The organism is Christiangramia qingdaonensis (assembly GCF_048381525.1).
GTDB lineage: Bacteria > Bacteroidota > Bacteroidia > Flavobacteriales > Flavobacteriaceae > Christiangramia.
In genome coordinates, this window is the sequence record NZ_JBLWIM010000012.1 from 1,150,775 (window position 1) to 1,171,157 (window position 20,383).

Below are 20,383 nucleotides of genomic sequence, written 5' to 3' on the forward strand. Positions count from 1 at the left end.
AAAGAGAATCCGTAGAGCATTTGTTCTACGGATTTTTTATTTCCATTACTTTTCCAGTCAAGTACTTTAAGTGCATACAGCTATTGGAACTCACAACTGCTTAAATCTTTTCGAAGTAAAACTGATGGGTATAAATAAAAAAGCCAGATCGGATATTGCAAACCGACCCTACTCAGTTTACAAATCCATATGATCTGGCATTCTATAATGAACTGAAGAATTATAAATCCTTCAAATCAATTTGACCGCAATGTATAAAAGTTTCAATATTCAGATTATGGATAACCGTAATTGAATAGCGAAACTTGCAAAGATTACTATTTTTAAAGTATCCTATACGAAAATATATAATATTGTGAATTCTCAATCTGAATCATCAGCTTATTTGCAAATTTGATATTTTACATCTCCGGTATCATTTAATCTTCCTTCATTTAGTTCTGCAAGGGCTTTGACACAGAACTAAAAAATTCTACAAAGTTCTTAGAATAAGTTTGAAAATTTTTGATTTATTTAGACAGTGGCGTTAAACATTCTATAAATAGTTTCCGAAGCCTTAGGTATCCGATACTTTAGCCATGAGATAAAAAAGCAAGTATTATGGCAGCATATTTTAATACCAACCAGTTAAGATTGACAATGAAGGAACTGGTAAAGATCTATATGAGTGATTGTGAGGAATGTAATGAACTTTCCCAGGATTGTATGGATCTTCTAAGACACAACTTTCAGGCTGAGTACGCAGTGTATAATAAGCAAACGAAAGCTGTAGAAATTGGAATTAATAAAACCGAGGATGATTTTAATACTTATCCACAGATCGAAGTTTATTCATTTCCAATTAAAGAAATAGGTAAAAAAATTGATCACTCTTTTAAACACAATCAAGAAGATCTTGAGTTTTACGGTAAGCTAATTGGAAGAAAAAAAGGTCTTGGTTCCAACTCTGTAGTTCTGATGGACTGAAGTATTGATCAGGATAAATAAAAAAAGTCGATTCATTTGAATCGACTTTTTTTATTTACCTATATCGTTCATGATCATCTTTGCATGAACTCTGGAGTTTTCAATAAACCATTTGTGGGTTTCAGTTCCACCACAAATTACGCCGGCAAGATAAATGCCTGGGATGTTTGTTTCCATTGTTTCTGGATCATACTCAGGAATTTTCCTGCCATCTTCAGAAAGATGAATCCCAATATCCTGCAGAAATCCAAAGTTAGGCCTGTATCCTGTGAGTAATAACGCAAAATCATTAGGTATCGAAACTTCACCTTCATCAGTATCAATAACAACCTCTTTAGTCCTAATTTCTTTAATACCTGCATTAAAATATGCTTTAATGCTTCCTTCCTCAATTCTATTTACAATATCTGGTCGCACCCAGTACTTCACTCTTTTCCCAATTTCTGGTTTTCGAACGATCATGGTCACATCACCACCTTTTCGGTAGATTTCGAGTGCAGCATCCACGGCAGAGTTACTAGCCCCCACAACAATAGTTTTTTGGGTTGCGTAGTAATGAGGATCATTGTAATAATGAGAAACCTTTGGCAGGTCTTCACCGGGAATCCCGAGGTAATTAGGAATATCATAGAAACCTGTTGCGATGATTACTTTAGAAGTATGATATTCAGACTTCGTGGTTTTCACAATATGGCCTGAATCCATATTAGGCTCCACAGCAGTAACCTTCTCGAAAAGGTGAATATTGATCTTATTGGCGACCGTGATTCTTCGGTAGTATTCAAGAGCTTCTCGCTTCCCAGGTTTTGGATTGTTGCTAATAAATGGAATATTATCCAGTTCCAGTTTTTCAGAAGTGGAAAAGAATGTCATATTCGTAGGGTAATGGTATAGCGAATTCACCAAGCAGCCTTTTTCAAGAATCACATAGGAAATCCCTTTCTTTTCAGCTTCCAGCGCACAGGCGATACCAATAGGACCACCACCAATAATTACCAGTTCGTAATTCTCGTTAGGAGTTTGCAATAGATCTTAAGTTTTTAATGGTTCCAGGCTGATCATCAGACTTAAAAACGAAACTGCCGGCCACCAATACATCTGCTCCAGCCTTACTTAATTCCGCTGCATTCTTATCGGTAACACCACCATCAATTTCTATTAGTGTTGGTGCGTTGTTTGTCATGATGATCTCCTTCAATTTCTGTACTTTCTTAAAAGTATTTTCAATAAAACTCTGTCCACCAAATCCAGGATTCACGCTCATTATACAAACCAGATCAATATCTTTGATCACATCTTTTAGCAGATCTACGTTCGTATGCGGGTTAATTGCAACACCAGCTTTCATGCCTTCAGCTTTGATAGCTTGTAAGGTACGGTGCAAATGGGTGCATGCTTCGTAATGAACTGTAAGTATATTAGCGCCCAAAGCGGCAAATTCCTTAATATACCTATCTGGGTCTACGATCATAAGGTGAACATCGATAGTTTTAGTCGCGTGTTGAGAAATAGCTTTCAAAACCGGCATGCCAAATGAGATGTTTGGTACAAAAACACCGTCCATTATATCAATATGAAACCAGTCTGCTTCACTTTGATTGATCATTTCTACATCTCTCTGTAGATTTCCGAAATCTGAAGCCAGAACTGAAGGGGCAATACGTGTTGTGCTCATCAAAATTTTGTTGTGTGAGCTGCAAAAATAAGAAGAATTACAGGCTTTTAGAGTATTACACGATAAATGCTTTTAGAATATTAGCAACGGCGTTTTTTGTAGGCTTGTCCAGAACTTCGAGATAACGTTTATAATTCTGAAGTCTATCACTGCTATAGCGGGCATCTGCTGAAATAAAATCACTTTTAAAACCATCGAAGGCTTCTTTTTGAATTTCTTTTCCGAAGAGCTTTATAATATTGTAATGACGGGAGTCATCTTTGATAGTTTCATAAAGCTGAATAATCTGCTGTTGATTTCCTTCAATGATCTGGAAAAAGTTTCCTTCTGAATAGAGTAGTAGACCGGTAATATTCTGCTTATCATTATTGATTTCAGAATCATCCAGAATTTGTCTAATTTCTGTTTCTGAAAGACTTCTTTTAGCTGTGCTAACGTAACTTATGGCATATCTCATAGGTTATTATTTCGTTTATAATTATATACAGTTAAATGGAAAATACAGAAATTGTCGAATTCTATGAAAGGTCTGGAAAACTAACTACAATTCCATGGGAAATGGGTGATTATTTGTAATAACGAATATCCTAAGATAGTTTAATTCCTTCGGTAAATTTATTTAGTATATATCTTACAGAACTTTGAATTTCTGGATTTAATTTTTCGATCTGAGAAAAATATAGGGCTATGTTTTTACCTTGAAAACGTGAATCCAGCGATATGAAATCTGATTTATAGGTATTAAATTTTGTCTCAGAAACTTCTTTTCTGAAAAGAGTGATCAAATTACGATGTCTTTCATCCATACTTATTCTTGAAAATAATGATTGCAGAAGATCTTTGTCTCCTTCCAAAACCTGGAAAAAATTACCTTCAGAGTAGAGTAATATTCCGGTAATATTATGCTCGATATTCCAGTTTCTGCTATAGTCTAAAACCTCCTGGATTTGATCGTTTGATAACGTGTGGCTTACGCTGCTTACGTAACTAATGGCATAACGCATTGCAATAAAAATTATTTAGGCGTACAATTTAAAAAAAAATTAACCGACGAAGAGCAATTGTTTTTTTACAAAGGCATGAAAAAAAATATGTCAGGAAAAATCTTGCACGTGCTGTTTAAGGAAAATATGGTTTAAATTTATATTTGCCTATCAATCAGTTCTTGAATTATAGTATCAAACTTAAAATTATTTTTTTAGGAATTTTTCAGCCGATCTCGCTGCGTAATATCCGCCCATTCCATGAACGCCACCACCAGGAGGCGTGGAAGAGGAACCTATAAAAATCCTGGAATTTGAAGTAGCATATGGATTAGTGCTTGCTATTGGTCTGGTGAATAACTGACTAATATCCTGTTTACCTCCATTGATATCACCACCTATTAAATTAGGATTTAAAGCCTGCAGTTCATCTGTCCTCATAGTTTTTTTTGCGATGATACATTCCTTAAAACCTGGAGCTGCTCGCTCCATCTGTTTCTCAATATATAGAGAAACATCCTCCTTGTTGCCATTTGGAACATGACAGTAAGCCCAGGCTGTATGTTTTCCTGCCGGAGCCCTGGTACTATCGAATACTGAAGGCTGTGCAAGCAACACATAAGGTTCACTGGATAACCTGTTTTCATGTGCCGCTGCTTCAGAATCTTCAAGTGATTCCTTACTATATCCAAAATGTACGGTTCCGGCTTTTTTGCAAATTTCGTTCGTGAAGGGAATAGGTTTGTCGAGAGCCCAATCCATCTTGAAGATCCCGGCTCCATATTTATACTTTTCCAATCTAGTTCTGTATGTTGTGCTAAGATCAGTATTCTTTACTTTCAGAATTTGTTTTGGCGTCATGTCCAGAATGAAAGTCTTGCTTGGAGGTAAATCTTTAAGATCAGATACAGTCTGGTTTAGAAAAATTTTACCTCCGTGGTCTTTGTAGTACGCGAGAAGCGAATCCACGATCTTAACTGCGCCGCCTTCAGGAAACGGCCACCCATGTCTATGCGCCAGGATATTCAACACCAAACCGAAAGAGGAAGAGACCAGCTTCGAGAGAGGTAAAGTGGAATGTGCAGCGGCACCATAAAAGAAGATCTTAGTCTTTTCTTCTTTAAAATAACGATCTACGGTAAATTTAGCTGATGGCAATGCCTTGAGACCAAATCGGAACATCATTTCAAGATTCTGTGGGAATCGCAGGGGAGCAAGTAAATCTTCTTCCAGTTCTGGCCATTTCTCAACAAAGTCTAGAAGTAGGTTGAGATAGTTCTGTTCGTCTTTTCCTAACTGTGTGGCGGTTTTCCGGATATCTTTATAACAGGCAAAAGCAGTACCGTCATCAAATGGATGTGCGAATGGAATTTCCGGATGTATCCATTTAAGTCCGTAATCTTCCAGAGGTAAAGTCTTAAAATAAGGAGATGCAAAGGCTAGTGGATGCACAGCAGATCCCAGATCATGCTTGAAACCAGGTAAGGTAATTTCCTCTGTTCTGGCCGCTCCACCAGGTTTCTCCGCCTGCTCGAATATTGCCGTTCTATAACCTTGTTTTTGAAGATAGGTGGCTGCAGCCAGTCCGTTTGGACCACTTCCAACTATAATGACATCAAATTCCTCATTCATTAGGGTAGCTCGTTTTCATCTATATGTTCTAAATATTCTTTAAAAGTCTTAGTTCCGTAGGCTTTCCCAATCATCTCATGAGTGGTGATATATTTAAAGTTTTCAAGTTTGTGTTTAATATCTTCAGAAAAGGAAGATAATACAACACCTGCCTCAGCAATACTTTCTGGAACTTTTAATGTCTTAGCATCGAATCTTTCAGCGATCATTTCAGCCATCTCCATACGAGTATGAATTTCTGGACCACCTATTTCAATTAATTTATCCCCTGATTCCAGTACTTCAGTAATGAATAGCGCGAGGTCTGCCTGATGCATGGAATTTGTTTTCGCTTTTCCGTCGCCAATCACTGGTACTAGCTTCCTTTTGGCCATGATCCCCAAATCGTGCAGGCCGCTAAATAATCCTACTGGTCGAATGATCGTATAATCAAGACCGGAGCTTTCCAAAGATTTTTCGAAAAGTCTATTGGAGCCGGGAATGTTCATTTTCTCATTTTCTTCTGCTCCCAGGATTGAAACATATATAAATCTACTGACCTCATTCTTTTCTGCATCTTCAAGGATCTTCTTATTGGTATGAAGATCTGTTTGATAGAACGAAGAATCGTTTTTAGTAAAGAGGCTCACACTATTTCCAAGTGTAGAAATCACGATATCTACATCTGTTGCGATACCGGTAAAGTCATCCTCATTTCCCGCAATAAAGATATCGGTACTAAAATTTTTCAATTTTTCAGCTCCTTCACTGGAACTGGTTTGTAGCCTGAGCTCTATACCGTCGTCCTGACTCAATAATCCGCAAAGTTCCATGCCTAATACTCCAGAGGCTCCTGCAATTAATATCTTCTTCATGATCAGAATTTCTTTTGAATAGAATTTAAGAACAAAATCGCGGATTAGAGTAAACCGGAATTAGATTAACAAAAATTTAGTCAGATATAGAAAAGAAAAAACCCCGGTCATCACTCCGGGGTCATTCATCAATCAAAAAACGAACAGTTATTCTCATAACGGGTCATCACTCCCGTCACTAAACTGTTGTCATCTTAAATATTTTAACCAAGATAGGTTTTTAAAATCTTACTTCTGGAAGTATGCTTTAATCTTCTAATAGCTTTTTCCTTGATCTGGCGTACTCTTTCTCTGGTGAGATCAAAAGTTTCGCCAATTTCTTCCAGTGTCATAGGATGTTGATCACCAAGTCCAAAATAAAGTCTGATCACATCAGCTTCACGCGGAGTAAGAGTTTCCAGTGCACGCTCGATCTCAGTTCTAAGAGACTCATGGAGAAGTTCCTTGTCTGGATTTGGAGATTCACCTGAACGTAGTACGTCATAAAGGTTGGAATCCTCACCCTCTACAAGCGGAGCATCCATGGATACATGACGACCAGAATTCTTCATTGATTCCTTAACGTCATTAATTGTCATATCCAGTTCTTTTGCAATCTCTTCAGCACTTGGCGGACGCTCGTGTGACTGTTCAAGGAAAGCAAAAGTTTTGTTGATCTTGTTTATAGATCCAATTTTGTTCAATGGAAGACGAACAATACGAGACTGCTCAGCTAAAGCCTGCAGGATAGATTGACGAATCCACCATACGGCATAAGATATAAATTTGAAACCACGAGTTTCATCAAAACGTTTCGCAGCTTTTATAAGTCCTAGATTCCCTTCGTTGATAAGGTCAGGTAAGGTTAATCCCTGGTTTTGATATTGTTTGGCTACAGAAACAACAAAACGAAGGTTCGCTTTGGTTAATTTCTCCAGCGCGCGGTCATCTCCCGCTTTAATTCTTTGTGCCAGTTCCACTTCTTCATCAGCCGTGATCAGGTCCACTTTTCCAATTTCTTGCAAATACTTGTCTAACGAAGCGGTTTCACGATTGGTAACCTGCTTCGTAATCTTCAGTTGTCTCATCTATCTCTCTTGGATTTTAATTGTGCATAGGGTCTCTGTGTAGTTATACGTAAGAATTCCAAAAAATGTTACAAAAAGTTTTAAAATATTTTTCCGGGCGTTGCACTTCGTGCCGGGCTTTACGCTACTAGTCCGCGCTCCTTGCAGTCGCTGTGGGCTATTCGCTACAATCCCTAACGCAAATTCTCACATAATAATTTTGAAAAAGTCTTTAGATAGGTCTGCAGGAAGTTGAAAGCCTTACAGTATAGAAACAAAAAAGCCCGGAAGATCCGGGCTTTTTTTATTAGTGAGGGATAAACTATTCTTTATCTTCTCTTGGTTTTCTATCGTCACGACGATCGTCTCTACGATTATCACGGCCTCGGTTATCACGAGAACCACGATTATCTCTGGATCCACGATTATCGCGTTTGTCATCTCTTGGTGGTCTAGCCACGTAACCTTCAGGTTTTTCTAGCAATGCCTTACGAGAGACTTTATCTTTTCTGGTTTTAGGATCAAGACCAAAGTATTTCACATCGATCACATCACCCATTTTAAGAACGTCATTCACATCATTGGTGCGTTCCCATGCGAGTTCAGAGATATGAAGCAATACTTCATTTCCTGGTGCATCCACATATTCCACAACAGCTCCAAAATCAAGGATCTTAATCACTTTTACTTCATATACGCTACCTTTTTCAGGCTTGAATGTAATTGATTCGATCTTAGCAAGAACCTTGTCAATTCCTTCCTGTTGAGTTCCCAGGATTTCAACAACACCTTCTTCTGTAACGGGATCTTCGTTAATAACGATCGTAGTTCCAGTTTCTTTTTGAAGTTCCTGTATTACTTTTCCACCTGGTCCAATCAATGCACCAATGTATTCATTTGGAATTCTTCTGGTGATGATCTTAGGAGAATGAGCTTTAACTTCAGTATTTGCACTTGGGATCGTCTCAGTAAGTTTCTCTAGAATATGAAGTCTACCGTCTCGAGCCTGTTTCAATGCAGCTACCAAGATTTCATAAGAAAGTCCTTTCACCTTAATATCCATCTGGCAGGCAGTAATACCATCTACAGTACCTGTAACTTTAAAGTCCATGTCGCCAAGGTGATCTTCGTCTCCAAGAATATCAGAAAGTACTGCGTAGTCATCACCTTCAGAAATTAATCCCATGGCAATACCTGAAACTGGTTTCTTCAATTGAACACCAGCATCCATTAATGCCATTGTACCGGCACAAACTGTAGCCATCGAAGAAGAACCATTAGATTCTAAAACTTCAGATACTACTCGCACAGTATAAGGACAATCTGCTGGAATCATTCCTTTTAATGCTCTTTGAGCAAGGTTCCCGTGACCAACCTCACGTCTCGAAGTACCTCTAATTGGGTAAGCTTCTCCGGTTGAGAAAGGAGGGAAGTTATAATGTAAATAGAATGTTTCTTCTCCCTGTTGAGTTGGAAGATCTACCTGGTTAGCTTCTCTGGAAGTACCTAAAGTAACTGTTGCCAGTGCCTGAGTTTCTCCACGAGTAAAGATCGCTGAACCATGGGTAGATGGAAGGTAATCTACCTCACACCAGATTGGTCTGATCTCATCGGTTTTTCTACCGTCTAATCTAGTTCCTTCTTTAAGAGTTACATCACGAACAGCTTTCTTTTGAGCATCTGCAAAATATCCGGAGATCATTTTACCTTTTTCTTCTAACTCTTCTTCAGAGAACATCGCTTTTACTTCATCTTTTAAAGCAGAAAAAGCTTCACTTCTCTCTTTTTTGCTGGTACCGCTTTTAGCGATATCATATGATTTCTGGTAGGTAGCATCAAGAATTTTCTTCTCAATATCTGCATCTGTTGCAGCTACTTCGTATTCTCTTGGTTCTTTCTTTCCAAATGCTTCAGCAAGTTTCACCTGAGCCTCACACTGAATTTTAATAGCCTCATGAGCAAATTTAATTGCTTCAGCCATCTCTTCTTCAGAACATTCATCAAATTGTCCTTCAACCATCATTACAGAATCTGCAGAAGCTCCAACCATGATATCCATGTCTGCTTCAGCAAGTTTCTCTCTGCTTGGGTTAAGAACGAACTCTCCATTAATTCTTGCTACTCGAGCTTCAGAAATAGGAGTTTCAAAAGGAATATCAGATAATTGGATTGCTGCAGAAGCTGCCAATCCTGCTAGAGCGTCTGGCATAACATCATCGTCATGAGACATTAGCTGGATCATTACCTGAGTTTCAAATTTGTAGTCTTTTGGGAATAGTGGACGCAATACACGGTCTACTAAACGCATTACTAAAATCTCTTCATTGCTTGGTCTCGCTTCTCTCTTGAAGTAACCTCCAGGGAAAAGACCTGCAGCTGCAAATTTTTCACGGTAATCCAGTGTTAGTGGAAAGAAGTCCATTGTAGTAGGCTTGTAAGAAGATACTACAGTACAAAGTAACATAGCGTTACCCATTTGAACGACAACAGAGCCGTGAGCCTGTTTTGCTAATTTTCCGGTTTCGAGGGAAATAGTTCTACCATCTCCTAAATCGATAACCTCCTTAAATGTTTGTGGAATCATAATAATTTCAAATTCGATCTGAATAACTTCAACCAGATCATTTTAGTTAAACAAAGGTCTCCGCCATCCGGACGGCCGGGTTGTGTGTTGTGTGTAGTTGTTGTGACCAATGAAAAACTACCCCCTGGGCGACAATTTTAAAACCTGTAACAGGTTGTTTCAAGATATAAAAAAAGGGGGCATAAAGCCCCCTGAAAATTATTTTCTTAGTCCAAGTTCCTTAATGATTGCACGATATCTCATGATATCCTTTTTCATCAAGTAGTCAAGTAAGCTTCTTCTTTTACCAACAAGCTTTACCAGTGAACGCTCTGAGTTAAAATCCTTTCGGTTTTTCTTCAGGTGCTCAGATAGGTGAGCAATTCTGTAAGTAAATAATGCGATTTGTCCTTCTGCTGAACCGGTATCATTTTTTGATTTACCGTGTTTTTCGAAGATCTCTTCTTTTTTCTCTTTTGCTAGATACATTCCAATATTATTTAAATGATTTTTATGTATTGACAGCATTTCTGTCAGGCGGCAAAGATATCATTTATTTTTTATTCCGTATGTATAAGGTTTTAAATTTAAATGTCAGGTAAAATTTATACTTTCGCAGGGTGAAAACAGGTATATGTCATAAACTTATGGTTTCAGTACTGGCGCTTCTTGTGCTGGTCATTACCAATTCATTTGCCATAGAAAAACATTTTTGTGGCGATAACCTAATCACTTCTTCTGTTTTTGCTGAATTGGAGAAATGTTCAGGTTGCCTCGATCCCGATGATGTAACCAACATCATAGATCATTGCTGTAAAGATGTAATTGATGTTCAGGAAGGACAGGATGCCACCACCGCCAAAAAGATCGACGATCTGGATGTAGGTCAACAGGTCTTTCTTGTTGCATTCGGCAACGCTTTCTTCTCACTCTTCCAACCGGATTCTAAAAGGCCGGAAAATTCACTTCATTACGATCCACCTACTATTAGCTTTGACCTTCAGTCGTGCTACCAGATATATTTAATCTGAATTTAGATTTTTAATAGAATTATCACTTTCCGCAGAAAGACGGCGGAGGGTACTTTAATTATTATCAAAAATCAAAATTTAATTGATGAAAATCATACAATCTCTCATAATATTACTACTCCCTGCGGTAATTTTTTCCCAGGAAACCTTCAAGGGTAAAGTACAGGAAATGGGTACAGAAATGCCTGTGCCCGGAGCTAATGTTTACTGGTTAAATACGGAAGTTGGAACTATAACCGACTTCAACGGTGCATTTTCAATTCCTTATAAAAAGGAATATGACAAGCTGGTCATTAGTTTTATGGGCTATAAAGCAGATACTCTCAATATTAAAAATAATCAGGATAATTTTATTCATAAATTAAGTCCTTCAGCAAATCTAGATGAAGTAGACCTGGTTTCCCGGAAAAAAGCAACGTCGAGATCCTATCTGGAATCTACAAATGTTATGAATATTAGCAGCGATGAACTTTTGAAGGCAGCCTGTTGTAACCTTTCTGAAAGTTTTGAAACCAACCCTTCCATAGATGTAAATTTTGCTGATGCTATATCGGGAACCCGACAAATTAAAATGCTGGGTCTAACCAGTCCTTATATATTAATCGCTACTGAAAATATTCCGGCAGTTAGAGGAGCCGCTCAGGCTTACGGACTTTCCTTTACACCGGGAACATGGGTGGAGAGTATTCAGATTACTAAAGGAGCGGGTAGTGTGGTTAATGGTTATGAAAGTATTGCCGGACAGATCAACGCTGAACTTCAGAAACCTGCAAATTCAGATAAATTTTTTGTAAACCTTTATGGTGCCAGCAGTAAGCGCCTGGAGCTCAATACTCATTATAATACTCAGCTGAATAAGAAGTGGAGTACTGGTATTTTTGTACACGGAAACTCACATCAGGAAGAGCACGATGTCAATAACGACAACTTCCTGGATATGCCTTTGTATAATCAGATCAATTTGATGAATCGCTGGCAATATATCGATAACGAGAACGGGATCGTTGCTTTTATGAATTTCCGTTATCTGAACGATGAAAAGCAAACTGGAGAGCTGGATTTCGATCCTGATACAGATAAATTAACCACAAATGCCTGGGGAAGTGAGATCAATACGCAACGTTATGAGTTTTCAGGAAAACTAGGATATGTAAATCCGGAACTTCCGTGGCAGAGTATTGGAATGCAATTAGCGGTGAGCAATCATCTGCAGGATTCCTACTTTGGTCTAAGAGTTTATGATATAGAGCATAATAGTATTTATTCCAACATTATCTATAATAGTATTATTAGTGACTCCAGACACAAGATCAAAACTGGTCTTGATTTTACTCAGGATTCTTATGATGAGCTGGTAGAAGATACAGATTACGTTCGTAAAGATAATTCTGTAGGTGGTTTTTTCGAGTATAACTTTGACGATATGGACAAGCTCAATCTTACCGCAGGAGTACGTGCAGATTATCATAACCGGCTTGGTTTCTTTCTTACTCCTAGAGTTCACGCGAGGTATCGACCATGGGCTAAATCGGCATTGCGAGCATCATTTGGTCGTGGCAAACGTGCGGCTAATATTTTTGCTGAAAATCAAAACCTATTCGCGTCTTCCCGGGAGATCAATATTCAAAGAAGTTCCAGCGGAGATATTTATGGTTTGGATCCTGAGATCGCCTGGAATTACGGAATTTCATATATGCAGGGTTTCAATATTTTCAGTAGAAAAGCAGAGCTGATCTTTGATTACTATCGTACAGACTTTCAGAACCAGGTGGTAGTCGACTGGGAAAACCCACAGGAAATAAGTTTTTATAACCTGGAAGGGGAAAGTTATGCTAATAGTTTTCAGGCTGAATTTAGCTACAATCCTGCAGAGCGCCTCGATCTAAGAATGGCTTATAAATTTTACGATGTAAAAACTAAGTATCAGACTGGGACTAAGATCAAACCCCTTATCCCAGAAAATAGAGTCTTTGCAAATCTTTCCTATGAAACCGAAATAAAAAATAATAGTCAATGGAAATTCGACGCTACCTATAATTGGCTCGGGGAACAAAGATTTCCGTCTACAGCCACAAATCCGGAGGAGTTCCAGGTAGGAGAATATTCACCATCATTAAATACACTAAACGCACAAATAACCAGGGTTTTTTCAGGTAGATTCGAGGTTTATATTGGAGGAGAAAACATTACGAATGTTAGACAGGATCGACCAATACTTGCTGCGGAAGATCCTTTTGGAGATTATTTTGACTCAACTCTTGTGTATGGTCCTGTTTTTGGTAATTTATACTACGCAGGTTTTAGATTTAAATTGAATTAAACAGAAGAATATGAAATACTTAGTATTATTAATTTTTATGGTAGGTTCTACCAGCATGTTTGCTCAGGATCGCAATGCAAAAGCGTCATTTCAAGTAGATGGTGTTTGTATGATGTGCAAGGATAGAATCGAGAAAGCAGGTATTACATCAAAAGGTGTGAAATTTGCAGATTGGAATTTAGAAACTCAGGAACTACAGTTGATCTTCAATGAAAAGAAAACAGATCTTAAAACGATCCAAGGCAATATTCTCGATGCCGGGCATGATCTCGATAGCTTAAAAGCTACCGATGAAGCTTATGCTAAGCTTGATGATTGTTGCAAGTATCGCGATCCAAAAGTTAGAGAAGATCATGTTTCAGGAAAGATCGATTAATCCTGAAGCGCAGAAACAAAAAAAACGACCTGAGAGATCAGGTCGTTTTTTTTGTTCTGTAAACTGAAATATATACTTATTTTCTCACAGGTTGATTCTGGATTAGATCAAGATATAAATTCACTTTGTTCTTCAATTCAGATCTATGTGTGATGAAATCTAAAAATCCTTTTTCTTTCAGAAATTCTGAAGTCTGGAAATCCTTTGGAAGATCTTTTCCAGTGGTATCTTTTACAACTCTAGGTCCTGCAAATCCTATTAATGCTCCTGGTTCAGAAATATTAATATCTCCTAGCATAGCAAAACTTGCCGTAGTTCCTCCAGTGGTAGGATCTGTAGCAAGAGATATATAGGGAATTTTCGCATTGGCAAGTTGAGCTAACTTCACAGAAGTTTTTGCAAGTTGCATCAATGAGAGTGCAGCTTCCTGCATTCTGGCACCTCCAGATTTGGAAATGATCATGAAAGGAATTTTATTCTGTAGTGCATAATCTGCTGCTCGGGCAATTTTTTCTCCTACAACAGACCCCATAGAACCACCAATGAATTTAAAATCCATACAGGCGATCACCAGGTCTTTTCCTTTAGATTTTCCAACAGCAGTTCGTACTGCATCCTTCAAACCGGTCTTTTCCTGCGCAGCTTTGAGTCTGTCTGTATATTTCTTAGTATCCTCAAAATTCAGAGGATCCTTGGAAGTGACATTCTTGTCAAGTTCCTTGAAATTGTTATCATCAAAGAGAATTTTGAAATACTCATTGCTACCAATTCTTACGTGATATCCATCTTCCGGACTTACATAAAAATTGCTTTCCAATTGTTCGGCATCTACGATCTTCCCGGTAGGTGATTTGTACCATAAACCTTTAGGGACATCTTTTTTATCTTCAGTAGGAGTTTGAATTCCTTTTTGTGTTCTTTTAAACCAAGCCATTTCTTTCAAATTTTAATCGTCAGGGTTGTCAAATTTATGGCAATAAAAAACAGTCTGATTCCGAAGAAAAAGACTGTTATAGAGAATTATTTATAATGTATTTACGTTATTAAGGTCCTCAAAAGCTTTCTTTAAACGCGTTTTGAAAGTTAATTCACCTTCTCTAACCCATTTACGTGGATCATAATATTTCTTGTTAGGTACATCGTCGCCATCGGGATTTCCAATTTGTGTAGCCAGGTAATCCTTTTTAGCTCCCATATAATCACGAATTCCCTCTAGATAAGCATATTGAAGATCGGTATCAATGTTCATTTTGATAACACCATATCCTATAGCTTCACGAATTTCTTCTACTGTAGAACCACTTCCACCATGGAAAACAAAATCGATATGATTTTCTTCTACGTTATATTTTTTCGTGATATATTCCTGAGAATTCTTCAGTATCTTTGGAGTTAACTTCACATTTCCTGGTTTGTAAACACCGTGCACATTTCCAAAAGCTGCAGCGATAGTGAATTGATCACTCACTTTGCTTAATTCTTCATAAGCATATGCAACTTCTTCTGGCTGAGTATAAAGTTTAGAAGCATCAACATCAGAGTTGTCCACTCCATCTTCCTCACCACCTGTTATTCCAAGCTCGATCTCGAGAGTCATTCCCATTTTGGACATTCTCTCAAGATATCTTTTACAGATCTCCATATTCTCTTCCAGAGGTTCTTCGGAAAGATCTATCATATGAGAACTGTATAAAGGTTTACCAAATTGTTCGTAGTGTTTTTCACTGGCATCTAAAAGTCCGTCGATCCACGGAAGTAATTTTTTAGCACAGTGATCTGTATGCATGATCACTGGTACACCGTAAAGTTTTGCCATTTCGTGCACATGTTTTGCACCAGCAACTCCACCGGCAATCGCAGCCTGTTCTCCTTCATTAGACAATCCTTTACCAGCGTTAAATTGCGCACCACCATTAGAAAATTGAATAATAACAGGTGAATTTAACTCAGCAGCAGTTTCCAGAACAGCGTTCACACTACTTGATCCAATTACGTTAACAGCGGGAAGGGCAAAACCTTTCTCTTTAGCATAATTGAAAATCTCCTGAACTTCTTTTCCAGTGGCAACGCCCGGTTTGATATTGTGACTCATAACTTTTAGTTGATTATGTTCACAAAAATAAGAAAATAAACTGGCTTAGAAAGGATAATTGATTCCTACGTTATAAACAGCATGGTTAAAATTATACTCCTGAAACCATCGATCTCCTTCAGGTTGTCCTGGATCGTGAGTTTTGAAGCCTATATCAAATCTTAATACAAAAAAGTTAAAGTCATAACGAAGACCAAATCCACTTCCAACAGCTAATTCCTCAAGATCTGAAAATTCCTCAAAAACTACATCTTTAGAAGTTCTGGAATCAAGAACGTTCCAGATATTTCCCACATCTACGAATAAAGCACCCTTGAACTGGTCAAAAATTCCGAAGCGATATTCTCCATTGAAGGCAAGTTTCAGGTTTGCCTCATTAAACTCCAGGATACTTCCGCTGCTACCGGGTCCAAGGTCATAAGCCTGCCACGCACGATTGTCATTAGGTCCGCCAGCAAAAAATGTCTTGGTGATTGGAATATCATTCGCATTGCCATAGGGTATGGCGATTCCTCCAAAAGCGCGAACTGCAAAGATCTGATCGTTCCCTAGATCCCAGTGCTTAATAAAATCCAGTTCAGTTTTGACGTATTGAGAATATGCGACTCCTAAAACTTTCTCATTTCCCTGGTCATTTTCGGGGTAATTAAAAACATTAGAAAGAGCTGATAACACATTTCCGGCGGTTTCTATTTTGAATCTAAAACGCGAGAACTCCTTATCGTAAAGGCTTTCCCGTGTGTTCCATAAATAAGTGTAGCTGGAAGCGAAAATCAGGTTATTTTGAGTAAGTCTCAATTTACGCTCGTAAATGTCTAGCGTATTCAGGTAGTCTTCATTCTCCAGACCAGTATTGGGTCTGTCTTCATTAATGACATAATCTATAAATCCATCGGCTTCTTCAGGAATTTGCAGATCACTTCCCGGAGTGCTGAAGTCAAAATTACTTCGCTTTGCAATAGAATTCAATTCTTCAAATGAATTCCGATAGACATTGAAGTAGTTTTCAGTATTTAAATTTCGAACGTATTGGATATTGAGTAGATCGAGGCTGTTAGTAAGCTGTTTAGACGGGTTCCAGTTATAATTCAAAATCCCTGAAAATGTTTGCTTATCCAGACCAATATTTCTCTGGGAGCTAAATCCAAGACTCATACTGGTAAAGGGTGCCATGTATTTTTTAATAAGCCTTTCAGTATCTATAGGTAAGAATATCCTCGGAAGAGTCAATTTTAAATCGGCACCAACTTCAGTGATATCGAAAAAACGGTCCTTATCTGCACTTGCTGCCGCATCTGTAGAAGAGGCGATGCTACCACGACCAGATAATTCCAGGTTCTCCAGTCCGCCAAAAATATTCCTAATCAGGAATGAGCCTCCGAATCCAATTCCGAATTTCTGAATATTACTTTGTGAAACGTCAAAATCGAAACCAAGCGAATACTTTGGAAGCGGACTAAGAAATATATTAGAGATCAGTTTTGTGTTGGTACTATCTGAAGGATCTGGAGTATACTGAATATTGGGATACTTGAAAACTCGCAGGGAATTTAGTCTGTTATAAGTCCTTGTTCGGTCAAGATCACGATAGATCATACCGGGTCTTATAAAAACAGCATCGGTAACAGCTTCTGGCTTATACCGCATTTCTTCAAAACTAAACAGCTCATAACGTCGATAAGTAGCACTGTCCAGAATCGGCATATTTCGGTTAGCGAAACTATAATCTGTAAAGATCTTTACTTTACTTATCGTATGGATTTTAAAAGGGGTTCTAGTTATACTGTCTCCTATGTTATTCCGCTCATTCTTGATGATCAGAGTAGTGTTTAACTTGTGGTTTGTGTCCACAGTATCTGCATCAAAACTGATATATTCCTGGTCAAAATTATAAACCCCATTGTTTCTGAAAAGGTCTGATAATCTATCTCTTTCTTCGTTGAAATCTATAGTGTTATACTGCGTACCAGCTATGATCTCACTTTCTTTTTTGTTAGCTTCGTAAAGACTGTCAAGTGCGGGTGAAGCAATTTCTGTAATAAGCGAGTCTAGCGTGTAAGGCTTTCCAGGTTTGACGTAGTATTCTACTTTAGCCCGTTTTTCTTTATTTTTTATAGGCAATACCTTGTAATCTGCTTCCACATTGAACCATCCATTGTTCCAGTACCAGGATTTTAACCTGTTAACTGACTTATCTGCCTGCTCCTTATTTAGAACTACAGGTGCTTCTCCAGTTCTTTTTATCCACTGGTTAAACTCCTTTTTGAAATATATATATTGATCAAATTGTTTTTTTGATAGTATTGCTGTAAGACGCTTTCTTCTGGATTCGTTCTCAAGAAATTTCTCTGTGAGGATACTGTCAATTTCAGGCCGTGCTAAATTGTAGAAATGCAGTCTAAGCGGAAAACCTAATAGTTTAGTATTTGGTTTTTGGTAAAGTTGATTTTTAATTCTGGAATCCTTAACTAGTTCGTCATTGGCAAAGATTTCGTTTTTTACCAATAGATTTTCATCGGCTTCTAATCTTTTTACAGCATTACAGCTAAGGATAAGAACAGTCGTTAAAAAAAATAATAATATTTTTGCGAGAAGCCGTGTCAAGTATAATCGATTAGGGCTCAAAAATACATTTTTTGTATGGTAAGCAAAAGCCAGATTAAGTTAATAAAAAGTCTTTCTCAAAAAAAGCACAGGCTACGTGAAAAGCTATTCACAGTTGAAGGAATTAAGGGTGTGAAAGAGTTTTTGAGATCTGATTATGAGCTATATGCCTTATTTGGACCGGAGAATTTAGAACAGGTTAACGAGCGAGATTTCTTTGATGCGAACTCAACCGATCTGGCCAAGATAAGCTCCCTGACTACTGCTCCAGATTATCTTGCAGTTTTCAGAATGCGAGAAGATTTGCCGGTAGCAGAAAATGGATTGAAAGTAGTTTTGGATGGAGTTCGAGACCCTGGAAATCTTGGGACAATCATCAGGCTTTGCGATTGGTTCGGGATCAAAGATCTTATATGTTCCAGAGATACAGTAGACTGTTTTAATTCCAAAGTAGTACAGGCCAGTATGGGTTCTCTGTCCCGTGTAAATATTGTGTATACAGACTTATATGAATTCATTTCTGAAAAACAATCTTTCCCGATATATGGAACGCTTTTAGAAGGGTCCGACATTTATCAAAGTGAATTAGACTCAGAAAGTTTTGTCATCTTCGGAAATGAGGCAAATGGCATTTCTTCTGAAATTCAGAAATTAGTGAATCAGAAGATAAGCATTCCCCAATATGGTAAGGAGCAAAATACTGAAAGTCTTAATGTGGCTACGGCAACGGCTATTACCCTCGCAGAATTCCGAAGACAGGAGTCTATTGGAAAGTGAAGTTGATAAAAACAGCTCTTGAAGACATTGAATCCACGTTACCTGTATATATGCTATTGGGGTTTTCATCTCTCACTAATTCGTCATTAATTGCAAATACTCCTCTAATTGATGGCGTTAGTTTGAAGTAGTATAAATACAGATCTATACCAAATCCAATCTCGTAATAATACGTATTGGTTTTCATGCGGAATTGACCAGCAGAATTGTCATCCGGATTATTTTCGTTGCTACTTAGATTTATCGATGTAGAAAGACCACCGGTCACGAAAGGCCTGAAGTTATTCAGCCTGTTCGCATTGAATTTCAGTAATAGTGGAATGTGTACATACGTTGCGCTTATCTCTCTATAGGTAGCTTCATCTGCTTTTAAAGCCTGAAAATCTCTGGTATTGAAATTTACACCGGGCTCTAATCTTAGATCTAAATTATTAGTTAGTTTCAAGTTTCCGACCAAACCTACGTTGAAACCCGTTCTAGTTCCAACCCTAATGTCCTGACCCGTTACAGTACTCGGATTGTAATCGATATAGTCGAAATCAAAATCATAGCTATTAAAGCCTAGAAAATAACCCCAAGACCATATAGCGTTATCAATATTAGGTTGGTTTACTACGCTTTCTCCGGAAAATAACTGGGCGAAAGACGCATTTGAAATGGATAGAAAAAGGGCAATTATAAAAAATTTCTTCATGTATCTACTTTGAAGCAATGTATATAGTGGAGACTCCCAGGGTTTGAGGTAAGTCTCTCACATTAGTAAACCCGGTTTTCGATAAAATATTGTTGAACTCCTTGCCATAAGGAAAACTTGCAGCACTTTCGCTTAGGTAGGAGTAGGCATCCTTGTCCTTTGAAAATAACTTTCCTATAGCCGGTAATATCATAGATGAATATATCTTGTAGCCCTGTTTAAATGGAAATCTTGTTGGAACTGAAGTTTCCAGAACAACGAAAATACCACCAGGTTTTAAAACACGAAATATTTCTGAAAGTCCGAGTTCCAGGTTTTCAAAATTTCGAACCCCAAATGCAACCGTAATTGCATCAAAACTATCAGCTTCAAATGGTAAATTTTCAGAATCCCCTTGAATCATTTCGATTTCAACATCAAGCTCTTTAGCAGCAATCTTTTTTCTACCAACGCTTAACATTCCGTCAGATAGATCAAGGCCAACGATTCTAGTCGCTCCAGTATTCGCCATTTGTATGGCAAGATCGCCAGTTCCGGTAGCAATATCTAGAATACTATCAGGCTTAGTTGCAGCTACAGCAGCAACAACCTTCTTTCGCCAGCTTACATCGGTTCCCATAGATATAACCCTGTTTAGCCCATCATAATTGTCAGATATATTGTCGAACATCTGTTCTACCTGCTTTTTCTTGGTGAGCTCCGAGTCTTTATATGGAGTAACTTTCTTACTCATAGGTGAAATTTGATTCAAAGATAACTGATATGTAGAA

General features: G+C 38.0%; 19 protein-coding genes. 5 read left to right on the plus strand and 14 right to left on the minus strand.

The window, feature by feature from the left end:
- Positions 1 to 600 precede the first annotated feature (600 nt).
- Complete coding sequence (locus ACNI3T_RS10250) at positions 601 to 966, plus strand: hypothetical protein (protein ID WP_418227707.1); 366 nt, start codon at positions 601 to 603, stop codon at positions 964 to 966.
- Positions 967 to 1,017: 51 nt separating this feature from the next.
- Here the strand turns inward: ACNI3T_RS10250 and ACNI3T_RS10255 are convergent, their stop codons facing one another.
- The 9 genes from ACNI3T_RS10255 to rpsO all read right to left on the minus strand — a co-directional run bounded on the left by ACNI3T_RS10255 (position 1,018) and on the right by rpsO (position 10,208).
- The gene (locus tag ACNI3T_RS10255; RefSeq protein WP_418227708.1) at positions 1,018 to 1,992 is read right to left on the minus strand and encodes a YpdA family putative bacillithiol disulfide reductase; all 975 of its coding nucleotides are present in this window, start codon (positions 1,990 to 1,992) and stop codon (positions 1,018 to 1,020) included.
- Positions 1,979 to 2,641, minus strand: a complete 663-nt coding sequence (rpe, locus tag ACNI3T_RS10260) for a ribulose-phosphate 3-epimerase (protein ID WP_418227709.1) — start codon at positions 2,639 to 2,641, stop codon at positions 1,979 to 1,981. The genes ACNI3T_RS10255 and rpe overlap by 14 nt, the downstream gene beginning before the upstream one ends.
- A gap of 55 nt (positions 2,642 to 2,696) precedes the next feature.
- On the minus strand, positions 2,697 to 3,098 hold the full coding sequence (locus ACNI3T_RS10265; RefSeq protein ID WP_418227710.1) for a BLUF domain-containing protein: 402 nt from the start codon (positions 3,096 to 3,098) through the stop codon (positions 2,697 to 2,699).
- Between the two features lie 130 nt (positions 3,099 to 3,228).
- Positions 3,229 to 3,645: a BLUF domain-containing protein gene (locus ACNI3T_RS10270; RefSeq protein WP_418227711.1), complete on the minus strand. Its 417-nt coding sequence runs from the start codon at positions 3,643 to 3,645 to the stop codon at positions 3,229 to 3,231.
- Positions 3,646 to 3,831: 186 nt separating this feature from the next.
- Entirely contained in the window at positions 3,832 to 5,256 is a 1,425-nt protein-coding gene (locus tag ACNI3T_RS10275) for a phytoene desaturase family protein (RefSeq protein WP_418227712.1), read from the minus strand.
- Positions 5,256 to 6,110 (minus strand): SDR family oxidoreductase, encoded by an 855-nt coding sequence (locus tag ACNI3T_RS10280; protein WP_418227713.1) that lies wholly within the window; start codon positions 6,108 to 6,110, stop codon positions 5,256 to 5,258. The genes ACNI3T_RS10275 and ACNI3T_RS10280 overlap by 1 nt, the downstream gene beginning before the upstream one ends.
- Positions 6,111 to 6,313: 203 nt before the next feature.
- A complete protein-coding gene (locus ACNI3T_RS10285; protein WP_011708302.1) occupies positions 6,314 to 7,177 on the minus strand; it encodes a sigma-70 family RNA polymerase sigma factor in 864 nt (287 codons plus the stop codon).
- 301 nt (positions 7,178 to 7,478) lie between these two features.
- Positions 7,479 to 9,740: a polyribonucleotide nucleotidyltransferase gene (locus tag ACNI3T_RS10290; protein ID WP_322300969.1), complete on the minus strand. Its 2,262-nt coding sequence runs from the start codon at positions 9,738 to 9,740 to the stop codon at positions 7,479 to 7,481.
- Positions 9,741 to 9,938: 198 nt separating this feature from the next.
- Positions 9,939 to 10,208 carry a 30S ribosomal protein S15 gene (gene rpsO / locus ACNI3T_RS10295; RefSeq protein WP_322300968.1) on the minus strand — a complete coding sequence of 90 codons (270 nt, stop codon included), beginning with the start codon at positions 10,206 to 10,208 and terminating at the stop codon, positions 9,939 to 9,941.
- A gap of 158 nt (positions 10,209 to 10,366) precedes the next feature.
- Between rpsO and ACNI3T_RS10300 the strand changes: the two genes are divergently transcribed.
- From ACNI3T_RS10300 to ACNI3T_RS10310, 3 genes are all read left to right on the plus strand, one after another.
- A complete protein-coding gene (locus ACNI3T_RS10300) occupies positions 10,367 to 10,750 on the plus strand; it encodes an HYC_CC_PP family protein (RefSeq protein WP_418227714.1) in 384 nt (127 codons plus the stop codon).
- 85 nt (positions 10,751 to 10,835) lie between these two features.
- Entirely contained in the window at positions 10,836 to 13,070 is a 2,235-nt protein-coding gene (locus ACNI3T_RS10305; RefSeq protein WP_418227715.1) for a TonB-dependent receptor, read from the plus strand.
- 10 nt (positions 13,071 to 13,080) lie between these two features.
- The gene (locus tag ACNI3T_RS10310) at positions 13,081 to 13,446 is read left to right on the plus strand and encodes a heavy-metal-associated domain-containing protein (protein WP_322300966.1); all 366 of its coding nucleotides are present in this window, start codon (positions 13,081 to 13,083) and stop codon (positions 13,444 to 13,446) included.
- 76 nt (positions 13,447 to 13,522) lie between these two features.
- On the opposite strand, the gene accD is transcribed toward ACNI3T_RS10310, so the two are convergent.
- The 3 genes from accD to tamL all read right to left on the minus strand — a co-directional run bounded on the left by accD (position 13,523) and on the right by tamL (position 18,163).
- Complete coding sequence (gene accD / locus ACNI3T_RS10315; RefSeq protein ID WP_322300965.1) at positions 13,523 to 14,380, minus strand: acetyl-CoA carboxylase, carboxyltransferase subunit beta; 858 nt, start codon at positions 14,378 to 14,380, stop codon at positions 13,523 to 13,525.
- Between the two features lie 90 nt (positions 14,381 to 14,470).
- Complete coding sequence (gene fbaA, locus ACNI3T_RS10320; RefSeq protein WP_418227716.1) at positions 14,471 to 15,538, minus strand: class II fructose-bisphosphate aldolase; 1,068 nt, start codon at positions 15,536 to 15,538, stop codon at positions 14,471 to 14,473.
- A 45-nt stretch (positions 15,539 to 15,583) separates the two neighbouring features.
- On the minus strand, positions 15,584 to 18,163 hold the full coding sequence (gene tamL / locus ACNI3T_RS10325) for a translocation and assembly module lipoprotein TamL (protein WP_472272536.1): 2,580 nt from the start codon (positions 18,161 to 18,163) through the stop codon (positions 15,584 to 15,586).
- 15 nt (positions 18,164 to 18,178) lie between these two features.
- Between tamL and ACNI3T_RS10330 the strand changes: the two genes are divergently transcribed.
- Positions 18,179 to 18,919, plus strand: a complete 741-nt coding sequence (locus ACNI3T_RS10330) for a TrmH family RNA methyltransferase (RefSeq protein WP_418227718.1) — start codon at positions 18,179 to 18,181, stop codon at positions 18,917 to 18,919.
- On the opposite strand, the gene porT is transcribed toward ACNI3T_RS10330, so the two are convergent.
- Together porT and ubiE are read right to left on the minus strand one after the other, a co-directional pair.
- On the minus strand, positions 18,906 to 19,613 hold the full coding sequence (gene porT / locus ACNI3T_RS10335; RefSeq protein WP_418227719.1) for a type IX secretion/gliding motility protein PorT/SprT: 708 nt from the start codon (positions 19,611 to 19,613) through the stop codon (positions 18,906 to 18,908). The two genes, ACNI3T_RS10330 and porT, sit on opposite strands and share 14 nt — an antisense overlap.
- A 4-nt stretch (positions 19,614 to 19,617) precedes the next feature.
- Entirely contained in the window at positions 19,618 to 20,346 is a 729-nt protein-coding gene (ubiE, locus tag ACNI3T_RS10340) for a bifunctional demethylmenaquinone methyltransferase/2-methoxy-6-polyprenyl-1,4-benzoquinol methylase UbiE (RefSeq protein ID WP_418227720.1), read from the minus strand.
- Between the last annotated feature and the right edge of the window lie 37 nt (positions 20,347 to 20,383).

Bases quoted from the DNA above. Each gene is read 5' to 3' on its own strand.
- ACNI3T_RS10265 (WP_418227710.1), bottom strand. From the start codon at position 3,098: ATGAGATATGCCATAAGTTACGTTAGCACAGCTAAAAGAAGTCTTTCA.
- accD (WP_322300965.1), bottom strand. From the start codon at position 14,380: ATGGCTTGGTTTAAAAGAACACAAAAAGGAATTCAAACTCCTACTGAA.
- ACNI3T_RS10275 (WP_418227712.1), bottom strand. From the start codon at position 5,256: ATGAATGAGGAATTTGATGTCATTATAGTTGGAAGTGGTCCAAACGGA.
- rpsO (WP_322300968.1), bottom strand. From the start codon at position 10,208: ATGTATCTAGCAAAAGAGAAAAAAGAAGAGATCTTCGAAAAACACGGT.
- rpe (WP_418227709.1), bottom strand. From the start codon at position 2,641: ATGAGCACAACACGTATTGCCCCTTCAGTTCTGGCTTCAGATTTCGGA.
- ACNI3T_RS10305 (WP_418227715.1), top strand. From the start codon at position 10,836: ATGAAAATCATACAATCTCTCATAATATTACTACTCCCTGCGGTAATT.
- ACNI3T_RS10280 (WP_418227713.1), bottom strand. From the start codon at position 6,110: ATGAAGAAGATATTAATTGCAGGAGCCTCTGGAGTATTAGGCATGGAA.
- ubiE (WP_418227720.1), bottom strand. From the start codon at position 20,346: ATGAGTAAGAAAGTTACTCCATATAAAGACTCGGAGCTCACCAAGAAA.
- ACNI3T_RS10300 (WP_418227714.1), top strand. From the start codon at position 10,367: ATGGTTTCAGTACTGGCGCTTCTTGTGCTGGTCATTACCAATTCATTT.
- ACNI3T_RS10330 (WP_418227718.1), top strand. From the start codon at position 18,179: ATGGTAAGCAAAAGCCAGATTAAGTTAATAAAAAGTCTTTCTCAAAAA.
- ACNI3T_RS10250 (WP_418227707.1), top strand. From the start codon at position 601: ATGGCAGCATATTTTAATACCAACCAGTTAAGATTGACAATGAAGGAA.
- ACNI3T_RS10290 (WP_322300969.1), bottom strand. From the start codon at position 9,740: ATGATTCCACAAACATTTAAGGAGGTTATCGATTTAGGAGATGGTAGA.
- ACNI3T_RS10310 (WP_322300966.1), top strand. From the start codon at position 13,081: ATGAAATACTTAGTATTATTAATTTTTATGGTAGGTTCTACCAGCATG.
- porT (WP_418227719.1), bottom strand. From the start codon at position 19,613: ATGAAGAAATTTTTTATAATTGCCCTTTTTCTATCCATTTCAAATGCG.
- ACNI3T_RS10270 (WP_418227711.1), bottom strand. From the start codon at position 3,645: ATGCGTTATGCCATTAGTTACGTAAGCAGCGTAAGCCACACGTTATCA.
- fbaA (WP_418227716.1), bottom strand. From the start codon at position 15,538: ATGAGTCACAATATCAAACCGGGCGTTGCCACTGGAAAAGAAGTTCAG.
- ACNI3T_RS10285 (WP_011708302.1), bottom strand. From the start codon at position 7,177: ATGAGACAACTGAAGATTACGAAGCAGGTTACCAATCGTGAAACCGCT.